Genomic DNA, 17173 nt, shown 5'->3' with positions numbered 1-17173 from the left:
CGAAGATTCAATATTTCTTGGGAAATGCGGCAGGTCCCGTCGATATATAGGGAAGACATTAGAGCGCTTCTTTACATTTCCGGATTTGAACTAATAATGTTTCGTATTCTTGTTCGAGAGATGTGATGTCATCGTGATGATTTTGTATGGAAATTCGGCCGATGATTTCTGTTAATTTTGTTTGTAATCGTAACAATTCTTGTTCAGTAACATTTACAGAATCCTCGGTTGTTCTCTTGGTGTATTGCTCGTAATTGCCGTGGAATACTCTAGGTTCACTCTCGTCTACTTTTAGAATATGGTCTGCCACAGAGCGAATAAAGGCACGGTCATGGCTAATGAAAAGTATAGTGCCAGGATATTCTTGTAACATGCTTTCTAATTCTTCTTGCGTTGCTAAGTCTAAATAGTTTGTCGGTTCATCGAGCAGAAGCATATTATAGTTTCCTAAAAATACTTTTGCGAGTGCAACCTTCATTCGCTCACCCCCGCTTAGAACGTGCACAGGCTTATGAACATCTTCACGGCGGAATAGAAGCCTTGCAAGTATTGTGCGAACGAACGATTCTGTATAATTTGTTTCTTCTAGAACATTTTCTAAAATGGTTTTATCTGTTTTTAAAATAGATAGTGTTTGTTCGAAGTATCCAATTTTACAACTCTTTGAGAGCTGAATGCCACGCTCGTTTGCGAGAAGCATGTTGAACAAAGTCGTTTTTCCACTTCCGTTTGCGCCTAAAATAGCAAGCTTTGCACCTGGAGCAATAGTTCCATTCAGATTTTTAAATAGTGTACGATTACCTATTTTCTTTGTCGCTTTATTGAACTGTACTGCCACTTTACTATGAATAGGTGTATGGTATTGCACGTCAAACTGAGCTTGAGAAAGATCCTTTGGCTTTTCCTTCTTTTCTAGTTTTTCGAGACGTGTTTCTAATGCTTTCGCTGCTTTACTAACCTGTTCTTGGCCATGAGCCCCACTTAATTTATAAAGTTTAGATTCAGATGAACTGAACCGTGTTGGGATTTTTGTCATGCTAGAAGCACGTTGCTTTTTTTGTAAAATGGACTGCTCTAAACGATTTTTTTCTTGTACATATTGCTCATATTCTGCTTGTTTTTGTATTCGCTCACGTTCTTTTTGCTTGCGATAGTTTGAATAATTACCTTTATACTCTTGAATCGTACCATCTTCGATTTCGATGATTTTTGTACATATCGCATCTAAAAAGTCACGATCATGTGATATTAAAATAAGTGCCCCTTTATAAGATAAAAGTGCCTTTTCTAATTGTTCTGTACCGGCCATATCTAAGTGGCTTGTTGGTTCATCAGCGAATAAAATGCCTGCATTCTGTTCAAGAGCATGGGCAATCTTTAGACGCATTCGTTCACCGCCGCTCATTGAATTTGAAACGTTTGAAATGCTCCATTTTCCTTTTGCGAGAGAAGAAGTGGTTTCCGGTACTTCCTCGCTAAGCTGAGGAATGATGCTGATAGAACTATGATGAGTTACTATGCCAGTGTCAGCTTCTATTTCTTTACTTAATATTTGTAATAACGTAGATTTACCAGCACCGTTGATTCCAACAATTCCTATGCGATCCTGCGCTTGAATTTCCAGTGATGGTAACGTAAATAGTGTACGATCACCAAAGCTCTTTTCAATATTACGTGCGAATAAAATAGTCATAAAAAAACCTCCCTAGTTTCACTAGAGAGGATAAACGTCGCCCTTGCATGTAAAAATCGTACATAAATAAACGATTTTTCACATGATCGTTTCGAAAGAAAGTATCGACAAATGGACAGACTAATCCTCTGCTAGTTTTCATCATTTTTGTTCACTATTTGTGATGGATGAAATAAATAAGAGAATTAGAACTTCATTGGTCAAAGTACCTTCCTTTCATAATATTACTTTTATTGTATGCGCATACAAATAAGTTTGTCAAACTTATTTCAGCTTGTGATTTTTGAATTCGTTATTATAAACTTGTGCCTTAGCTAGCGCCTCAGCATCATTTTGGATTTCATCTAATCCATTCGCATCTCCAATAATATAACCCTCAAACGATGAACCAACAAACTCAAAGATGTATTGGAACTGGGAGATAAGTGGTAATGCTTTTAGTTTCGGATTATCGCCGCCAACGATAACAACGTACATTTTTTTGCCTTTCATTTTTTCTTTGAAATGAAGGGATGTATCACGCAAGCTTTGTGACCAGCGATCGATGAAGTTTTTCATATGACCACTCATCCCGTACCAATATAATGGTGTAGCAAAGATAATTGTGTCGTGCTCTAACATGCGTTTCGTTAACTGCTCGTAGTCATCATCTACAGGTTGGAATCCTTCTGCATCATGACGCTGGTCTGTAATAGGATAGACTGTGTGATCACGTAAATAAATTTGTTCTGTTTCAATTCCATCAACCATCATATGTGTTAAAGCTTCCGTATTTCCATTTTGTCTTGAACTGCCGTGTATAACAAACATGTAATCATTCCTTTTCTTTTGCTTGTTTTAGGAGTGAAACGTGTTTTTGCAAATTCGTTTGAATATTGGAAAGCAATGAGATTTGCTTTGTTACTTCATTAAGTTTATCTTCATAAAGCGTAAGGATGCTGCTGCACGGATTGTCGTATAAGTGCGGTTCAATTTCAAGGCAGCGCAGCATCCTTGCCGTCTCTTCTAAATTTAAGCCGATTTGTAAGTACATTTGAATAAGCTCCACTTTTTCGATAGCACTTTCATCGAAATCACGATAGCCATTTGCGAGGCGCTTCGAAGGGAGCAATCCCTTTTCTTCGTAATGTCTTAGTGACCTTTCGCTAACGCCAGTTTCTTTTGATAACTCCCCAATTCGCAATGCGTTTCACTCCTTTTACATGTATTGTAAACCTTCACACTAATGTGAAGGTCAATGCTGTTTTTTCGCAAAAGAATTTACATGATTTAGAAACACTTGAATAGCTTTAGACGGAATAAAGTATTTGCCGCGCACGATGGAGAATGGACGGATGAGTTGTTCATCTGGAACTTCGACGTGGAATAGTTCTTTTGCCAGTAGCTCTTTCCGTACAGTCCAATCAGAAAGGATAGCGATGCCAAGCCCGGCAGCGACAGCTTCCTTTACGCTTTGGATACTACTAAAGGTAAAGAATCGTTTCATTTTTAAATGGTGTTGATGAATAAAGCGATCGCTATAAGCACGTGTTCCAGAACCGCTTTCTCTTAATACCCACACTTGATCTTGGAGTGTCCTTTCATTTATTTCATTTGTGCGGAGTAGTGGATGGTTTGGCGGGACGACGAGTTTCATTTCATCTTGCATAAACGTTTCAACGTCAACGTCGGCGTATACAACTTGACCTTCTACTAAGCCGATATCAATTTGATTAGAGCGAAGGCTTTGCAAAACGTCTTCTGTATTTGAAATAAGGGTATGAACTTCGACGAGTGGATTTTCATTGGCATAATTAGCGAGTATTTTTGGAAGTAAGTATTCGCCAATTGTAAAACTAGCACCGATGCGAAGCGTTCCTGTTACAACGTTATGTAGTTCATTAATTTCTTGTTTGGCATCTTCATAAAGAGAGAGCATTTGCTTTGCGTGTATATATAATATGTTTCCGGCCTCGGTCACTTGAACGTGCTTCGGGGATCGCTGAATAAGCGTAGTTCCAAATTCGTTTTCTAAGTTGCGAATGTGCATACTTACGCCAGGCTGTGAAAGGTTTAATAATTCTGCTGCACGAGAGAAGTGTTTCTGTTCAACAACCGTAACAAAAATTTTTAAAATGTCTACGTTCATATCATCTGCTCCTTTCTTTTTCTATCATCTTATCATAAGTATTTCTGATGATAGAGATTTGGTATTGATATTAAACTTATTATAGAAACTCTCTTATAATGTAAGTAGAAAGAACATGCATGTTCCAATATGATTATTGGAGTGGTTCAAAGTGGAACAAACACTTGTTATACAAAAGAAGAAGCGTTTTGGATTTTCGCAAGGGATTGGGATTACATTATTAATCGCAATTGTGGCGAAATATTTAGCGGAGCTTCCATTTTTAAATATTATGGGACAATTAGTAATTGCTATTCTAATTGGGATGGTTTGGCGTGCGGCAATTGGAGTTCCTCATGATGCGATTGCGGGGACGAACTTTGCGAGTAAGAAGTTGCTGCGCTTTGGGATCATCTTACTTGGAATGCGATTAAATCTTGTTGATATTGCGAAGGCGGGACCGAAAGTATTGGTCATCGCAGCGGTTGTTATTACATTTACGATTTTCGTTGTATACGGACTAACGAAAGTATTTAAAGTAGAGAAGAAGCTTGGAATTTTAACAGCATGCGGAACAGCGATTTGTGGCGCGGCAGCGGTCGTGGCAATTGCGCCGCAAGTGAAAGCAAAAGATGATGAAACGGCAGTTGGGGCTGCAATCATTGCTATTTTAGGTACGATATTTACGCTTATTTATACGTTATTATATCCAGTGCTTGGCTTTTCTCCGTACGGCTACGGTGTATTCTCGGGTGCGACGCTGCATGAAATCGCTCATGTCATAGCAGCTGCGGCGCCAGGAGGAAGTACGGCTGTAGACATCGCAGTTATCGTGAAGTTAACGCGCGTTGCAATGCTTGTACCAGTAGCGATTTTAATTGGATTATGGTTTGGTAAGAGTGAGGGAAGCAAGGAAAAAAGATCATGGCGCGACCTTCCAATTCCGTGGTTCATTTTCGGATTTTTAGCGATGAGTGCGGTGCATTCTCTTGGCGTGATTCCAGAAGTTGTTGCGGGATATATTGTAGTCATCGCTTATATGCTTATCGCAATGGCGATGGCGGGGCTTGGCTTAAATGTAGAGTTTAAAACGTTCCGGAAGTTAGGAAGCAAAGCATTCGTGGCAGGGCTAATTGGCTCGGTTTGCTTATCGGTGCTTGGATATGTTCTTGTATATGCGTTAGGATTTATGTAGTAGGAAGAAGCTGTTCCAAAAGATATTTTGGGACAGCTTCTTTCTTATGTTTATAGTGCTACAGATGTCGGTATTTGTCGGTAAGTCGATATATTGAAAAAATCGCCGATATAAATGGAGTTGCGCTGATATATTTGGGGAATCGCCGATATAATTTCAGTTGCGCTGATATATTTAGGAAATCGCTGATATAAATTTAATTCCCTCTGTACTTTGTTAGAAAAGATGTTCAGTGAAATATTTTTCTAAAATTTGTAAAGATACCTTTACTTACAACTGGAAAATATTTATAATTTAAGTAAAGATATCTTTACTTTTGAAGGTGGAGCCTATGGGTGTAAAAAATAAAATTAAAGAATTAAGAAAGCAACATCATATAACACAAGTTGAAATGGCAAAGGCGATGCAGGTGACGCGGCAGACAATCGTGGCGATTGAAAACCATCATTACAATCCGAGTCTAGAGTTATCCTTAAAAATTGCCAAATATTTTGGAGTGAAGGTGGAAGAAATATTTACGCTAGAGTAAGGGGAGAGAAAAATGCAGGATGAGTTTGAGAGATTTCAGTCAGATAAAGCGTTTAAATATTTAGGGTTGTTTTTAGCGATTAGTTTAGCCATATGGAGTTTGTACAATTTAATTGTTTACGGAAGTGCTGGTATGCCATTTGTTTTATTTGTACTAGGACAGTGGGTGTATTTTCTTGTGAACTATTGGCCGAAGTGGAAGTATAGAAATCAAAAAGAGGCGGATCATGTATGAGTAAGCAAGATGTTATAAGGTTTATAGGAAGTTTATTTTTAGCGGAGCTTATTTTAAATGCGAGTTTAATAATGTTAAGTATTTCGTGGAGAACTATTTTCATATCGAATGTAGCACTAGTCATTTTATATGGCATTGCGGAATATAGAGAACAGAAGCGTTTGAAAGAAGAGGGAATACCGTCGATTGATGAGCGAGTTGTGAACAAGATGAAGTCATATTTTACGATTAGTATGACAAGCTTCGTTTTCTTGTTCATTATGTATCTTTGTGTAAATAAGTATTTAGACAGGCTAGTAGTACATGTAAATGAGTTATTATATATTGCTATTTTTGGTCTATTAATAAGTATGGCATCGACGAGCGTGTTAGCAACAAGGAATAGATAGAAAAAGGGGAACTGGGATGGGATTACCGGTATTATGTGTCGCTACGGCTATTTTTGCTTTGTTTTGGGGAATGCAGAACTTTTCTCATAATCCAGTGCCGAGTATTTGTATTATGCTTGGTACTGTAGGTTTATCGTATTATTTATTAGTTTCAGCTCATTATCATAAAACAGCAACGAGTGTTGTTGTTGGGGCACTTATTTTATTTTGTGGTCGTGCTGTGCAAAAGGGGTTATTTCCGTAAAGGCTGTTTATACGAAGCGTATAAACAGCCTTTTGTATTTTTTTTACAAAACACTTGAAAGTTACGTAACGTCATCTTTTATAATGAAGGAGAAGAGGTGATGGTAGTGATTTCAATTCAACAATTGACGAGAGAAACAGGGGTTACGGTACGTACATTACGTTATTATGATCAAATAGATTTATTAAAGCCGAGTGGTAAAACAGAGGGTGGACATCGGTTATATAGTGAAGCGGACGTTATTCGTTTGCAACAAATTTTGTTTTTAAAGGAAATGGGATTTTCATTAAAAGAAACTGCGAATATGTTAGTAAAAGGTGAGCTAGATTTAAAAAATTCGCTTGAAAAACAACTTCGGTTTGTACAAGAAGAACAAAAGAAATTTAATCGAATGGAGAGTGTTTTACAAGCAGTTGTTTATTCGGTAGATGTGGAAGGAGAACTCGATTGGAAAGTTATGTTTGAACTGATTCAGCTTTCGAAGCAGTCTTCTCGTATACGTGAAATATTTCAAAATGAAGTATTTTCAAAGGAAGAACAAAAATTGCTTCATAATTTACCAAACATGAGTAAGGAAGATACGAATGTTTTAGAATGGGTAGATTTATTAAAGCAATTCCGTACTTTTATGAAAGACGGTAAAGAAGTAGCTAGTGATGAGGTACAAGGGGCAACGAAGAAATTAATGCAGAAATGTTTAGAAATGGCTAATGGTGATGAAGCGTTTTTAGATAAGTTATGGGAAGTTAGAAAATCGAAGGAAGATTCACAGAAAATGAGCCTGTATCCGATTGAAGAAGAACTTTTACTATATATGGATGAAGCTTTTCGTATCTATGATGAAAAGGAGAGGGCTAAATGAGTATACTCGCAGAATATCGTTGGTATTTTTTAATTGGGGCAGAAATTGTATTTTGGTTAGCGGCTATCGGTTTCTTTTTACTCCGTTACGGATTTCGTTTGAAAAAGGCGAGTTTTATTATGGGAATTGTGCTACTCGTAAATGAAGTGTTTATTTTAACTTTAGGGGTAGTGGACTATTATCAAACAGGAAAGTTTTCTAACTTTCAAATCATTACTGTAATCATTTTATTGTATGCAGTCTTCTACGGGAAAAAGGATTTGAAGAAGCTTGATATATTTGCGCAAAAATTAGTTGCGAAATGGCGGAATGAGCCGGCGCCTATTATAGAAGAACAGGTAGAATTAACAGGTATGGCTTATGCGAAGCAGGAAATGAAAAATTGGGTATTGCACCTTAGTTTGTTTGTTGTTGTGCATATTTTCTTTTTCTTTCTGTACGGTCTTGCCCCGGTTGAACAATGGCGTAATTGGTTAGAAACGGGAATTGTTTTAAATAAAGCAGCGAGTCGGGTTAGCCAAGTTTGGGCGATTATACTTTTAGTGGATACAGTTATTTCATTTTCATATGTTCTTTTTCCGAAGAAGGAGAAGGGGAAAGAGAAGCTACTTTCTTAGAGGAAAGTAGCTTTTTTAGTATACCGATAGTTTGTATAGGAGAGGATGACAGTAGGAAAAAGAGCTGATTTTAAATGAAGTGGAATCTTAATCAGTGTGGTGCTTACTGTTTGCTCATGCGGAAGAAGATTTGATAAGGAAGGAAGTGTACTCTCCTTCCTTTTTCTATATATATTGTCGAAAACTTTACCGAATATCTGTTCGTTTTTTTAGGTTTTTTATGGGCATTCGTGGTAAAATAATAATACAGATTTTTATGAGGAGGTCGGATCTTACGTGGAACATCAATTTGAAATTGTCTCAGCGTATTCCCCACAAGGTGATCAGCCGGTAGCTATAGAGAAGCTTGTAGAGGGAATTAATAGCGGAAAGAAAAAGCAAGTGTTGCTTGGAGCAACAGGAACGGGTAAGACATTTACGATTTCAAATGTCATTAAAGAAGTGCAAAAGCCAACACTTGTCATGGCTCACAATAAAACGTTAGCAGGACAGTTATATAGTGAGTTGAAAGACTTTTTCCCGAATAATGCAGTTGAATATTTTGTTAGTTATTACGATTATTATCAACCAGAAGCGTATGTGCCGCAAACAGATACGTTTATTGAAAAAGACGCACAGATTAATGATGAAATTGATAAATTGCGTCACTCGGCAACGTCTGCATTATTTGAACGGGATGATGTAATTATCGTTGCGAGTGTTTCGTGTATATATGGTTTAGGTTCTCCAGAAGAATACCGCGAGTTAGTTGTTTCACTTCGAGTTGGTATGGAAAAGGATCGCAATCAATTGCTTCGTGAACTTGTTGATGTGCAGTATGGTCGTAATGATATTGATTTCAAGCGTGGTACATTCCGTGTGCGCGGAGATGTAGTTGAAATCTTCCCGGCATCACTTGACGAGCATTGTATTCGAATTGAGTTTTTTGGCGATGAAATTGATCGTATTCGCGAAGTAAATGCGTTAACGGGGGAAGTATTAGCAGAACGTGATCATGTAGCAATCTTCCCAGCATCTCACTTCGTTACACGTGAAGAAAAGATGAAGGTCGCTATTGAAAATATCGAAAAAGAACTAGAAGAGCGTTTAAAGGAATTAAATGATAACGGCAAGTTGTTAGAAGCGCAGCGTATAGAGCAGCGTACACGTTATGATTTAGAAATGATGCGTGAGATGGGCTTTTGTTCAGGTATTGAAAACTATTCCCGTCATTTAACACTTCGTCCAGCGGGGGCAACGCCGTATACGTTATTAGACTATTTCCCGGAAGATTTCTTAATTGTTATGGATGAGTCGCACGTATCAGTGCCGCAAGTAAGAGCGATGTATAACGGGGACCAAGCGCGTAAGCAAGTACTTGTGGATCATGGATTCCGTCTGCCATCAGCTTTAGATAATAGACCGCTCACTTTTGATGAGTTTGAAGAGAAAACGAATCAAGTTATTTACGTTTCAGCAACGCCAGGACCGTATGAATTAGAGCAGTCGCCAGAAGTAATAGAACAAATTATTCGTCCAACAGGGCTTTTAGATCCGCCAATTGATATACGACCAATTGAAGGGCAAATTGACGATTTATTAGGAGAAATTCAAGATCGCATTGCAAAAAATGAACGTGTATTAATTACGACTTTAACGAAGAAGATGTCAGAGGATTTAACAGACTACTTAAAAGATGTAGGAATTAAGGTGAATTACCTGCATTCTGAAGTGAAAACGTTAGAACGTATTGAAATTATACGAGATCTTCGCCTTGGTAAGTTTGATGTTCTCGTTGGTATTAACTTATTGCGAGAAGGATTAGATATTCCAGAAGTATCCCTTGTAGCGATTTTAGATGCTGATAAGGAAGGATTCTTGCGTTCAGAACGTTCATTAATTCAAACAATTGGCCGTGCAGCACGTAATGAAAACGGCCGCGTTATTATGTACGCAGATCGTATAACGAGATCGATGGGAATTGCGATTGAAGAAACGAAGCGTCGTCGTAGTATACAAGAAGCTTACAATGAAGAACATGGTATTACGCCGAAAACGATTCAAAAAGGTGTGCGTGATGTAATCCGTGCAACGACAGCTGCTGAAGAGCCGGAAACATATGAAGCAACGCCAGCTAAGAAGATGACGAAAAAAGAGCGTGAAAAGACAATTGCGAAGATGGAAGCAGAAATGAAAGAAGCAGCAAAAGCGTTAGACTTCGAGCGTGCAGCTGAATTAAGAGATTTACTATTAGAATTAAAAGCGGAAGGGTGAAAAGAGTGAGTAAGAGCAAGGATTTTATTGTTGTAAAAGGTGCTAGAGCACATAACTTAAAAAATATTGATGTAACCATTCCGAGAAATCAGCTTGTCGTTGTAACGGGATTGTCTGGTTCGGGGAAATCATCATTAGCATTTGATACGATTTATGCAGAAGGGCAGCGCAGATACGTAGAATCGTTATCTGCGTATGCACGCCAATTTTTAGGGCAAATGGATAAACCGGATGTAGATACGATTGAAGGATTGTCACCAGCAATTTCAATTGATCAAAAAACGACGAGTCGTAATCCGCGTTCAACTGTTGGAACGGTAACGGAGATTTATGATTATTTACGTTTATTATTTGCGCGAATTGGTACACCGATTTGTCCGAATCATGGCATTGAAATTACGTCACAAACAGTAGAGCAGATGGTAGACCGTGTACTTGAATATCCTGAACGTACGAAATTACAAGTGCTAGCTCCTATCGTTTCTGGTCGTAAAGGTGCACATGTGAAAGTGCTTGAAGATATTAAGAAGCAAGGATATGTTCGTGTACGTGTTGATGGTGAAATGCTTGATGTGTCTGAAGATATTGCGTTAGATAAAAATAAGAAGCATTCCATTGAAGTTGTAATAGACCGTATTGTTGTAAAAGAAGGGATCGCAAGCCGTCTTGCAGATTCTCTTGAAAGTGCATTAAAGCTTGGCGGGGGACGAGTGCTAATCGATGTTATGGGAGAAGAGGAACTTCTATTTAGTGAACATCATGCTTGTCCGCATTGTGGTTTTTCAATTGGAGAATTAGAACCGCGTATGTTCTCATTCAATAGTCCTTTCGGGGCATGTCCTTCTTGTGATGGGCTTGGTTCAAAGTTAGAGGTAGATTTAGAACTTGTTATTCCGAACTGGGATTTATCATTAAATGAACATGCGATTGCGCCTTGGGAGCCGACAAGTTCACAATATTACCCACAACTTTTACAATCTGTATGTAATCATTACGGCGTTGATATGGATGTGCCTGTGAAAGATATACCGAAAGATTTGTTTGATAAAGTGTTGTACGGAAGCGGAGAAGAGAAAGTTTATTTCCGTTATGTGAATGAATTTGGTCAAGTAAAGGAAAATGAGATTTTATTTGAAGGTGTTATTCCAAATATTGAACGTCGTTATCGTGAAACGAGTTCGGATTACGTTCGTGAGCAAATGGAAAAGTATATGGCAGAGCAAGCTTGTCCGAAGTGTAAAGGTGGACGTTTAAAGCCTGAGAGTTTAGCTGTTTTCGTTGGCGGAAAAACGATTGCTGATGTAACGAAATATTCTGTTCAAGAAGTACAGGAATTCTTCTCAAGTGTGGAGCTAACAGAGAAACAACAAAAAATTGCTCATTTAATTTTAAGAGAAATTCAGGAGCGCGTTGGGTTCTTAGTGAACGTCGGTTTAGATTATTTAACGTTAAGTCGTGCCGCAGGAACTTTATCAGGTGGTGAGGCGCAACGTATTCGTTTAGCAACGCAAATTGGTTCTCGTCTTACTGGCGTACTTTACATTCTTGATGAGCCTTCTATCGGTTTGCATCAGCGCGATAACGATCGTCTTATTCGTACATTGCAAGAAATGCGTGATTTAGGTAATACGTTAATTGTTGTTGAGCATGATGAAGATACGATGATGGCAGCTGATTATTTACTTGATATCGGGCCTGGCGCAGGTATTCACGGTGGACAAGTCGTATCAGCAGGTACACCAGCTGAAGTGATGCAAGACGAGAATTCGCTAACCGGTAAGTATTTAAGCGGTAAAGAGTTTATTCCAGTTCCACTTGAAAGACGTAAAGGTGACGGACGAAAAGTGGAAATCGTCGGTGCAAAAGAGAATAATTTAAAGAACGCGAAAATGTCATTCCCGCTTGGTACGTTTGTAGCGGTAACGGGTGTATCTGGTTCTGGTAAAAGTACGATGATTAATGAAGTATTATATAAATCGTTAGCGCAAAAGTTATATAAAGCGAAAGCGAAGCCAGGTACTCATAAAGAGATTAAAGGTCTTGAGCATTTAGATAAAGTAATCGATATTGATCAATCGCCAATTGGACGTACACCACGTTCTAACCCAGCGACTTATACAGGTGTGTTTGATGATATTCGTGATGTGTTTGCCCAAACGAATGAAGCGAAAGTACGCGGATATCAAAAAGGACGTTTCAGCTTTAATGTAAAAGGTGGACGTTGTGAAGCGTGCCGTGGTGATGGAATTATAAAAATCGAAATGCACTTCTTACCAGACGTATACGTGCCGTGTGAAGTTTGTCACGGTAAACGTTACAACCGTGAAACGTTAGAAGTGAAATATAAAGATAAAAATATTTCTGAAGTGTTGGGGATGACGATTGAAGACGGAGTAGAGTTCTTCGCTAATATCCCAAAAATTAAGCGTAAACTTCAAACGCTTGTAGATGTTGGACTTGGTTATATGAAATTAGGGCAACCAGCTACGACGTTATCTGGTGGTGAAGCACAGCGTGTGAAATTAGCTTCTGAATTGCATCGTCGTTCTACAGGACGTACACTATACATTTTAGACGAGCCAACGACTGGTTTACATGCGCATGATATTGCACGTCTTCTAGAAGTGTTGCAACGTCTTGTTGAGAGCGGTGAGACGGTACTTGTAATTGAACATAATTTAGATGTGATAAAAACAGCGGATTATATCGTTGACCTTGGACCGGAGGGCGGAGACAAAGGTGGACAAATCGTTGCTTCCGGAACTCCAGAGCAAGTAGTGAAAGAAGAGCGCTCGTATACGGGTAAGTATTTAAAAGAGATTTTAAATCGTGATAAAGCAAGAATGAAAGAGAAGATAAAAGAAGTAGAACTATCACAATAAGGTATTATGAAAAACCGAGTGGCAATGACACTCGGTTTTTATTGTATAGGGGGAGAAGGTGGAGTTTTTAGATGTGTTGCGAAAGAAAAATATGAAGGTAAGAGAGTTCCAAAAGTGGGGTGTATATTTTCGGAAACGCTGTGAGGATTATTTTGCAAATCATTTAAGTGATGAAGAAAAAGAAGACATTTTCCTTTATGGAGATAAGTATGCATGTGGGTATCTTTGGCACATATTTAGTTATGAGAGAAAGAAGTGTGTAGAGGGAGAAGAAGTGGAAAACACGTTTCATAATGAAGTGAAAAAGGAGTGCTACATCTTCTATCAACACTGTGATGATGTACTACTAATAAAAGATGCAAGTTTATTAAGTATGGATGATATGTATAAAGGCGATATTTACATTGTAGATAAAGATTTCACTTGGACCTTTGTGAAAACGCATGAGCATAGATGGTGTGGGCCTTATTTCGCAAAGAAGTGTTAGTAGGTATACAAGTATGAAGAGTAGAATAAGTTGATATAAGTGTTCGTATCATACTTGCGTTTATTATCTATTAGCGTATGATGAAAGATATATGTTTAAAAGGATGTGTAAGAAAATGAGATGGATTGTATCACTTCTTGTAAATAGCGTTGTGTTAATCGCTGTATCGGGACTTTTAAAAGGGATTGCACCAGACGCGTTTTACGTAGCAAATATACAAACTGCAATTATTGCGAGTATTATTTTGGCTGTTTTAAATGTGTTCGTAAAACCGTTTTTAATTTTAATTACGCTACCAATTACTGTTGTAACTTTCGGTTTCTTCTTAATTGTTATTAATGCGATTACGTTAAAAATAGCAGATTCATTATTAGGAGACGCATTTAATATATCAGGTTTCGGTGTAGCGATCGTTGCGGCAATTTGTATTTCAATTTTTAATATGATTATTGAAAAGGCAATTGTGGAACCTTTATATGAAAAAAAGAGAAAATGACAAAAAGAAAAACATTTCATGATATGTATGAAATGTTTTTTTCTATTTATTAGAAACCGTATTTCTTGTTTCCAGAAAAAAATGGTACAATATCCGATAGAATGGAATTTTACATCAAATGAGACTGAACCCGCAGCGGAGTGGAGGTTTATACATATGCCGAAAGTAAGGACAAAAGATTTAATTGAACAATTTCAATTGGAGTTAATAAGTGGTGAAGAAGGAATTCATCGTCCAATTGATACAAGTGATTTATCACGACCTGGAATTGAAATGGCAGGATTTTTTACATATTATCCAGCTGATCGCGTGCAGCTTCTTGGAAAGACGGAGCTTACATTCTTTGACACGTTAACGTCAGATCAAAAACAAGAGAGAATGAAAGCGCTTTGTACTGAGGAGACGCCATGTATTATTGTAACTCGTAATCAAGATGTACCAGATGAGTTACTGCAAGCATCACGTGAATCAGGCATGCCTTTATTACGTTCTTCTCAAACGACAACAAGACTATCAAGTCGTTTAACAAATTATTTAGAAGGTAAGTTAGCGCCAACAACAGCTGTTCATGGTGTGTTAGTAGATATTTACGGCGTTGGTGTTTTAATTACAGGGCAAAGTGGTGTCGGTAAGAGTGAGACAGCTCTTGAACTTGTAAAACGTGGTCATCGCCTTGTTGCGGATGATAGTGTAGAAATTCGCCAAGAAGATGAAGACATGTTGGTCGGAAGCTCTCCAGATTTAATTGAGCATTTATTAGAAATTCGAGGTCTAGGCATTATTAACGTTATGACGTTATTCGGTGCAGGGGCAGTGCGAAATTATAAGCGTATTACACTTGTTATTAATCTTGAAATTTGGGATCAAAAGAAAAATTATGATCGCTTAGGTCTTGATGAAGAGAAGATGAAGATTATTGATACAGAACTTACGAAGATTACACTTCCAGTTCGCCCTGGTCGAAACTTAGCTGTTATTATTGAAGTGGCAGCGATGAACTTCCGTTTAAAACGTATGGGAGTCAATGCAGCACAGCAGTTCTCAGAACGATTAATGAGTGCGATTGAGTTAGGAAATCAGGAGTAAACATTGGAGAGGGAGGTCATACATATGCTGTTAGGTTCTGTACCACAGCTTGACCGCGTAGCTATCCAACTTGGACCGTTTCCTGTTTATTGGTACGGGATTATTATCGGTACAGGTGTGCTATTAGGTCTTTGGCTAGCAACTCGCGAAGGAGAAAGGCTAGGTATTCCAAAAGATACATTTGTTGACCTTGTATTAATTGCAGTACCGATCGCTATTCTATTTGCAAGAATGTACTATGTTATTTTTGAATGGGAATATTACGCGCAAAACCCGAGTCAAATTATTAATATTCGTCAAGGTGGCTTGGCGATTCATGGTGGTTTAATCGGGGCTGTTATTACAGGGATTCTTTTTGCGAAACGCCGCGGGGTTTCATTCTGGAAGTTGGCAGATATTGCTGCGCCAAGTATTTTACTAGGACAAGCAATTGGCCGATGGGGAAACTTTATGAACCAAGAGGCGCATGGTGATGAAGTAACGAGACAGTTTTTAGAAGGTCTTCATTTACCAGATTTCATTATTAATCAAATGTACATTGATGGTGTGTACTACCACCCGACGTTTTTATATGAATCATTATGGAATTTTGCAGGTGTCATTTTATTACTTGCATTAAGAAAAGTGAATTTACGCCGCGGGGAATTATTCTTCACATATTTAATTTGGTATTCAGTAGGACGCTTCTTCGTAGAAGGGTTACGTACAGATAGTTTAATGCTAGGGCCACTTCGTATTGCACAAGTAATGTCAATTGGACTTGTTGTTATTTCTATTATTTTCATTATTGTGAGACGAAAAATGGGGCAAGCTGATAAAAGATATTTAGAAAATTAGAGAAAAGTAGCATCTTATTATAAGATGCTGCTTCTTTCATATTCAGGAAAGAGAAAGGACTAAGACAATGAGAATAAATACAGTGTTATTTGATTTAGATGGAACATTAATTAATACAAACGAACTTATTATTTCTTCTTTTTTACATACTTTACATACATATTATCCAAATCAATATAAGCGTGAAGATGTATTACCATTTATCGGTCCGTCTTTGCATGATACGTTCAGTAAGATTGATGAAAGCAAGGTTGAAGAGTTAATTACGAGTTATCGTCAATTTAATCATGATCATCATGATGAATTAGTAGAAGAATATGAAACTGTATATGAAACAGTTCAAGAGTTGAAGAAACAAGGCTATAAGGTTGGTATTGTTACAACGAAAGCACGACAAACTGTTGAGATGGGATTAAAGTTATCGAAGCTTGATGAGTTTTTTGATGTTGTTGTGACAATTGATGATGTCGAGCATGTGAAACCACATCCAGAGCCACTTCAAAAAGCGCTTCAGTTATTAGATGCGAAACCGGAAGAAGCATTGATGGTTGGGGATAATCATCATGATATTGTTGGCGGACAAAATGCGGGTACGAAAACAGCTGCGGTTTCATGGACATTGAAAGGTAGAGCGTATTTAGAGGCTTACAAGCCAGACTTTATGCTAGATAAAATGAGTGATTTATTGCCGATTTTGTCCGACATGAATCGTTCGTAAAGATAAGTAGAGGAGCGAGTGAAGTGCGACGGACAACGCGCTATCCTGTTTCAGGAGAAAATTCATTATGGAATGTGTATAAGACAGTGTCTTTTTGGAAGGTAATGAAGAATTTTATTATTATCCAAATTGCACGTTACACGCCATTTTTATCTGTAAAAAATTGGTTGTACCGCACATTTTTGCGGATGAAAGTAGGAAAGAAAACATCGTTTGCGCTCATGGTAATGCCGGATATTATGTTCCCGGAAAAGATAACTGTGGGAGATAATTCGATTATTGGCTATAACACGACGCTTTTAGCGCACGAATATTTAATTCGCGAATATCGACTTGGAGAGATCGTTATTGGAAACGAAGTGATGATCGGGGCAAATACGACTATATTACCAGGTGTGAAAATTGGGGATGGCGCGATTGTTTCAGCTGGCACACTTGTTCATAAAGATGTGCCAGGCGGTGCTTTCGTGGGTGGGAATCCAATGCGTGTTATTTATACGAAAGAGCAAATGGAGGCTAGAGAAGGTTCATACTAGAAATGTAA

The 17173-nt window shown here is 38.0% G+C and carries 19 protein-coding genes; 15 read left to right on the top strand and 4 right to left on the bottom strand.

Annotation, left to right across the window (positions count from 1 at the left end):
- Window positions 1-58 precede the first annotated feature (58 nt).
- From abc-f to ACTFR9_RS17145, 4 genes are all read right to left on the bottom strand, one after another.
- On the bottom strand, window positions 59-1693 hold the full coding sequence (gene abc-f, locus ACTFR9_RS17160) for a ribosomal protection-like ABC-F family protein (RefSeq protein WP_229136629.1): 1635 nt from the start codon (window positions 1691-1693) through the stop codon (window positions 59-61).
- Window positions 1694-1957: 264 nt separating this feature from the next.
- Window positions 1958-2503 (bottom strand): flavodoxin family protein, encoded by a 546-nt coding sequence (locus tag ACTFR9_RS17155; RefSeq protein WP_048557379.1) that lies wholly within the window; start codon window positions 2501-2503, stop codon window positions 1958-1960.
- A 4-nt stretch (window positions 2504-2507) separates the two neighbouring features.
- Window positions 2508-2876 carry a MerR family transcriptional regulator gene (locus ACTFR9_RS17150; RefSeq protein WP_001219201.1) on the bottom strand — a complete coding sequence of 123 codons (369 nt, stop codon included), beginning with the start codon at window positions 2874-2876 and terminating at the stop codon, window positions 2508-2510.
- Window positions 2877-2927: 51 nt separating this feature from the next.
- Window positions 2928-3821 carry a LysR family transcriptional regulator gene (locus tag ACTFR9_RS17145; protein ID WP_163257846.1) on the bottom strand — a complete coding sequence of 298 codons (894 nt, stop codon included), beginning with the start codon at window positions 3819-3821 and terminating at the stop codon, window positions 2928-2930.
- A 151-nt stretch (window positions 3822-3972) separates the two neighbouring features.
- On the opposite strand from ACTFR9_RS17145, the gene ACTFR9_RS17140 reads away from it, so the two are divergent.
- From ACTFR9_RS17140 to ACTFR9_RS17070, 15 genes are all read left to right on the top strand, one after another.
- A complete protein-coding gene (locus ACTFR9_RS17140) occupies window positions 3973-4995 on the top strand; it encodes a YeiH family protein (RefSeq protein ID WP_046198069.1) in 1023 nt (340 codons plus the stop codon).
- A gap of 331 nt (window positions 4996-5326) precedes the next feature.
- A complete protein-coding gene (locus ACTFR9_RS17135; RefSeq protein WP_000538359.1) occupies window positions 5327-5524 on the top strand; it encodes a helix-turn-helix transcriptional regulator in 198 nt (65 codons plus the stop codon).
- A 12-nt stretch (window positions 5525-5536) separates the two neighbouring features.
- On the top strand, window positions 5537-5758 hold the full coding sequence (locus tag ACTFR9_RS17130; RefSeq protein WP_001150194.1) for a hypothetical protein: 222 nt from the start codon (window positions 5537-5539) through the stop codon (window positions 5756-5758).
- Window positions 5755-6147, top strand: coding sequence for a hypothetical protein (locus tag ACTFR9_RS17125; RefSeq protein ID WP_046198072.1), 393 nt, complete (start codon window positions 5755-5757; stop codon window positions 6145-6147). The genes ACTFR9_RS17130 and ACTFR9_RS17125 overlap by 4 nt, the downstream gene beginning before the upstream one ends.
- Window positions 6148-6163: 16 nt before the next feature.
- Window positions 6164-6391: a hypothetical protein gene (locus ACTFR9_RS17120; RefSeq protein ID WP_000524119.1), complete on the top strand. Its 228-nt coding sequence runs from the start codon at window positions 6164-6166 to the stop codon at window positions 6389-6391.
- Between the two features lie 100 nt (window positions 6392-6491).
- Window positions 6492-7253 (top strand): MerR family transcriptional regulator, encoded by a 762-nt coding sequence (locus tag ACTFR9_RS17115; protein WP_000260368.1) that lies wholly within the window; start codon window positions 6492-6494, stop codon window positions 7251-7253.
- Window positions 7250-7870, top strand: a complete 621-nt coding sequence (locus ACTFR9_RS17110) for a hypothetical protein (RefSeq protein ID WP_000025190.1) — start codon at window positions 7250-7252, stop codon at window positions 7868-7870. The genes ACTFR9_RS17115 and ACTFR9_RS17110 overlap by 4 nt, the downstream gene beginning before the upstream one ends.
- Window positions 7871-8146: 276 nt before the next feature.
- Window positions 8147-10123, top strand: a complete 1977-nt coding sequence (gene uvrB / locus ACTFR9_RS17105; protein WP_000401007.1) for an excinuclease ABC subunit B — start codon at window positions 8147-8149, stop codon at window positions 10121-10123.
- 5 nt (window positions 10124-10128) lie between these two features.
- Complete coding sequence (gene uvrA / locus ACTFR9_RS17100; protein ID WP_000045569.1) at window positions 10129-13005, top strand: excinuclease ABC subunit UvrA; 2877 nt, start codon at window positions 10129-10131, stop codon at window positions 13003-13005.
- A gap of 58 nt (window positions 13006-13063) precedes the next feature.
- The gene (locus ACTFR9_RS17095) at window positions 13064-13492 is read left to right on the top strand and encodes a DUF4275 family protein (protein WP_229136630.1); all 429 of its coding nucleotides are present in this window, start codon (window positions 13064-13066) and stop codon (window positions 13490-13492) included.
- A 115-nt stretch (window positions 13493-13607) separates the two neighbouring features.
- Entirely contained in the window at window positions 13608-13988 is a 381-nt protein-coding gene (locus tag ACTFR9_RS17090; RefSeq protein ID WP_001267308.1) for a phage holin family protein, read from the top strand.
- Window positions 13989-14144: 156 nt separating this feature from the next.
- Window positions 14145-15074 (top strand): HPr(Ser) kinase/phosphatase, encoded by a 930-nt coding sequence (hprK, locus tag ACTFR9_RS17085; protein ID WP_001127244.1) that lies wholly within the window; start codon window positions 14145-14147, stop codon window positions 15072-15074.
- A gap of 24 nt (window positions 15075-15098) precedes the next feature.
- On the top strand, window positions 15099-15911 hold the full coding sequence (gene lgt / locus ACTFR9_RS17080) for a prolipoprotein diacylglyceryl transferase (protein ID WP_000924232.1): 813 nt from the start codon (window positions 15099-15101) through the stop codon (window positions 15909-15911).
- A 67-nt stretch (window positions 15912-15978) separates the two neighbouring features.
- A complete protein-coding gene (ppaX, locus tag ACTFR9_RS17075; protein WP_001222399.1) occupies window positions 15979-16629 on the top strand; it encodes a pyrophosphatase PpaX in 651 nt (216 codons plus the stop codon).
- Window positions 16630-16652: 23 nt separating this feature from the next.
- The gene (locus ACTFR9_RS17070) at window positions 16653-17165 is read left to right on the top strand and encodes an acyltransferase (RefSeq protein ID WP_001255062.1); all 513 of its coding nucleotides are present in this window, start codon (window positions 16653-16655) and stop codon (window positions 17163-17165) included.
- Window positions 17166-17173 lie beyond the last annotated feature (8 nt).

It is taken from the genome of Bacillus cereus group sp. MYBK222-1, assembly GCF_051916425.1.
GTDB classification, from domain to species: domain Bacteria; phylum Bacillota; class Bacilli; order Bacillales; family Bacillaceae_G; genus Bacillus_A; species Bacillus_A paranthracis.
Note: the sequence above shows the minus strand (reverse complement) of the source record. Positions and strands in the feature narration are given on the sequence as shown.

Excerpts from the sequence above, each read along its gene's own strand:
- ACTFR9_RS17155 (WP_048557379.1), bottom strand. The coding sequence starts at position 2,503 with ATGTTTGTTATACACGGCAGTTCAAGACAAAATGGAAATACGGAAGCT.
- ACTFR9_RS17120 (WP_000524119.1), top strand. The coding sequence starts at position 6,164 with ATGGGATTACCGGTATTATGTGTCGCTACGGCTATTTTTGCTTTGTTT.
- abc-f (WP_229136629.1), bottom strand. The coding sequence starts at position 1,693 with ATGACTATTTTATTCGCACGTAATATTGAAAAGAGCTTTGGTGATCGT.
- ACTFR9_RS17125 (WP_046198072.1), top strand. The coding sequence starts at position 5,755 with ATGAGTAAGCAAGATGTTATAAGGTTTATAGGAAGTTTATTTTTAGCG.
- ACTFR9_RS17110 (WP_000025190.1), top strand. The coding sequence starts at position 7,250 with ATGAGTATACTCGCAGAATATCGTTGGTATTTTTTAATTGGGGCAGAA.
- ACTFR9_RS17090 (WP_001267308.1), top strand. The coding sequence starts at position 13,608 with ATGAGATGGATTGTATCACTTCTTGTAAATAGCGTTGTGTTAATCGCT.
- hprK (WP_001127244.1), top strand. The coding sequence starts at position 14,145 with ATGCCGAAAGTAAGGACAAAAGATTTAATTGAACAATTTCAATTGGAG.
- ACTFR9_RS17130 (WP_001150194.1), top strand. The coding sequence starts at position 5,537 with ATGCAGGATGAGTTTGAGAGATTTCAGTCAGATAAAGCGTTTAAATAT.
- ACTFR9_RS17145 (WP_163257846.1), bottom strand. The coding sequence starts at position 3,821 with ATGAACGTAGACATTTTAAAAATTTTTGTTACGGTTGTTGAACAGAAA.
- ppaX (WP_001222399.1), top strand. The coding sequence starts at position 15,979 with ATGAGAATAAATACAGTGTTATTTGATTTAGATGGAACATTAATTAAT.
- ACTFR9_RS17135 (WP_000538359.1), top strand. The coding sequence starts at position 5,327 with ATGGGTGTAAAAAATAAAATTAAAGAATTAAGAAAGCAACATCATATA.
- ACTFR9_RS17115 (WP_000260368.1), top strand. The coding sequence starts at position 6,492 with ATGGTAGTGATTTCAATTCAACAATTGACGAGAGAAACAGGGGTTACG.
- lgt (WP_000924232.1), top strand. The coding sequence starts at position 15,099 with ATGCTGTTAGGTTCTGTACCACAGCTTGACCGCGTAGCTATCCAACTT.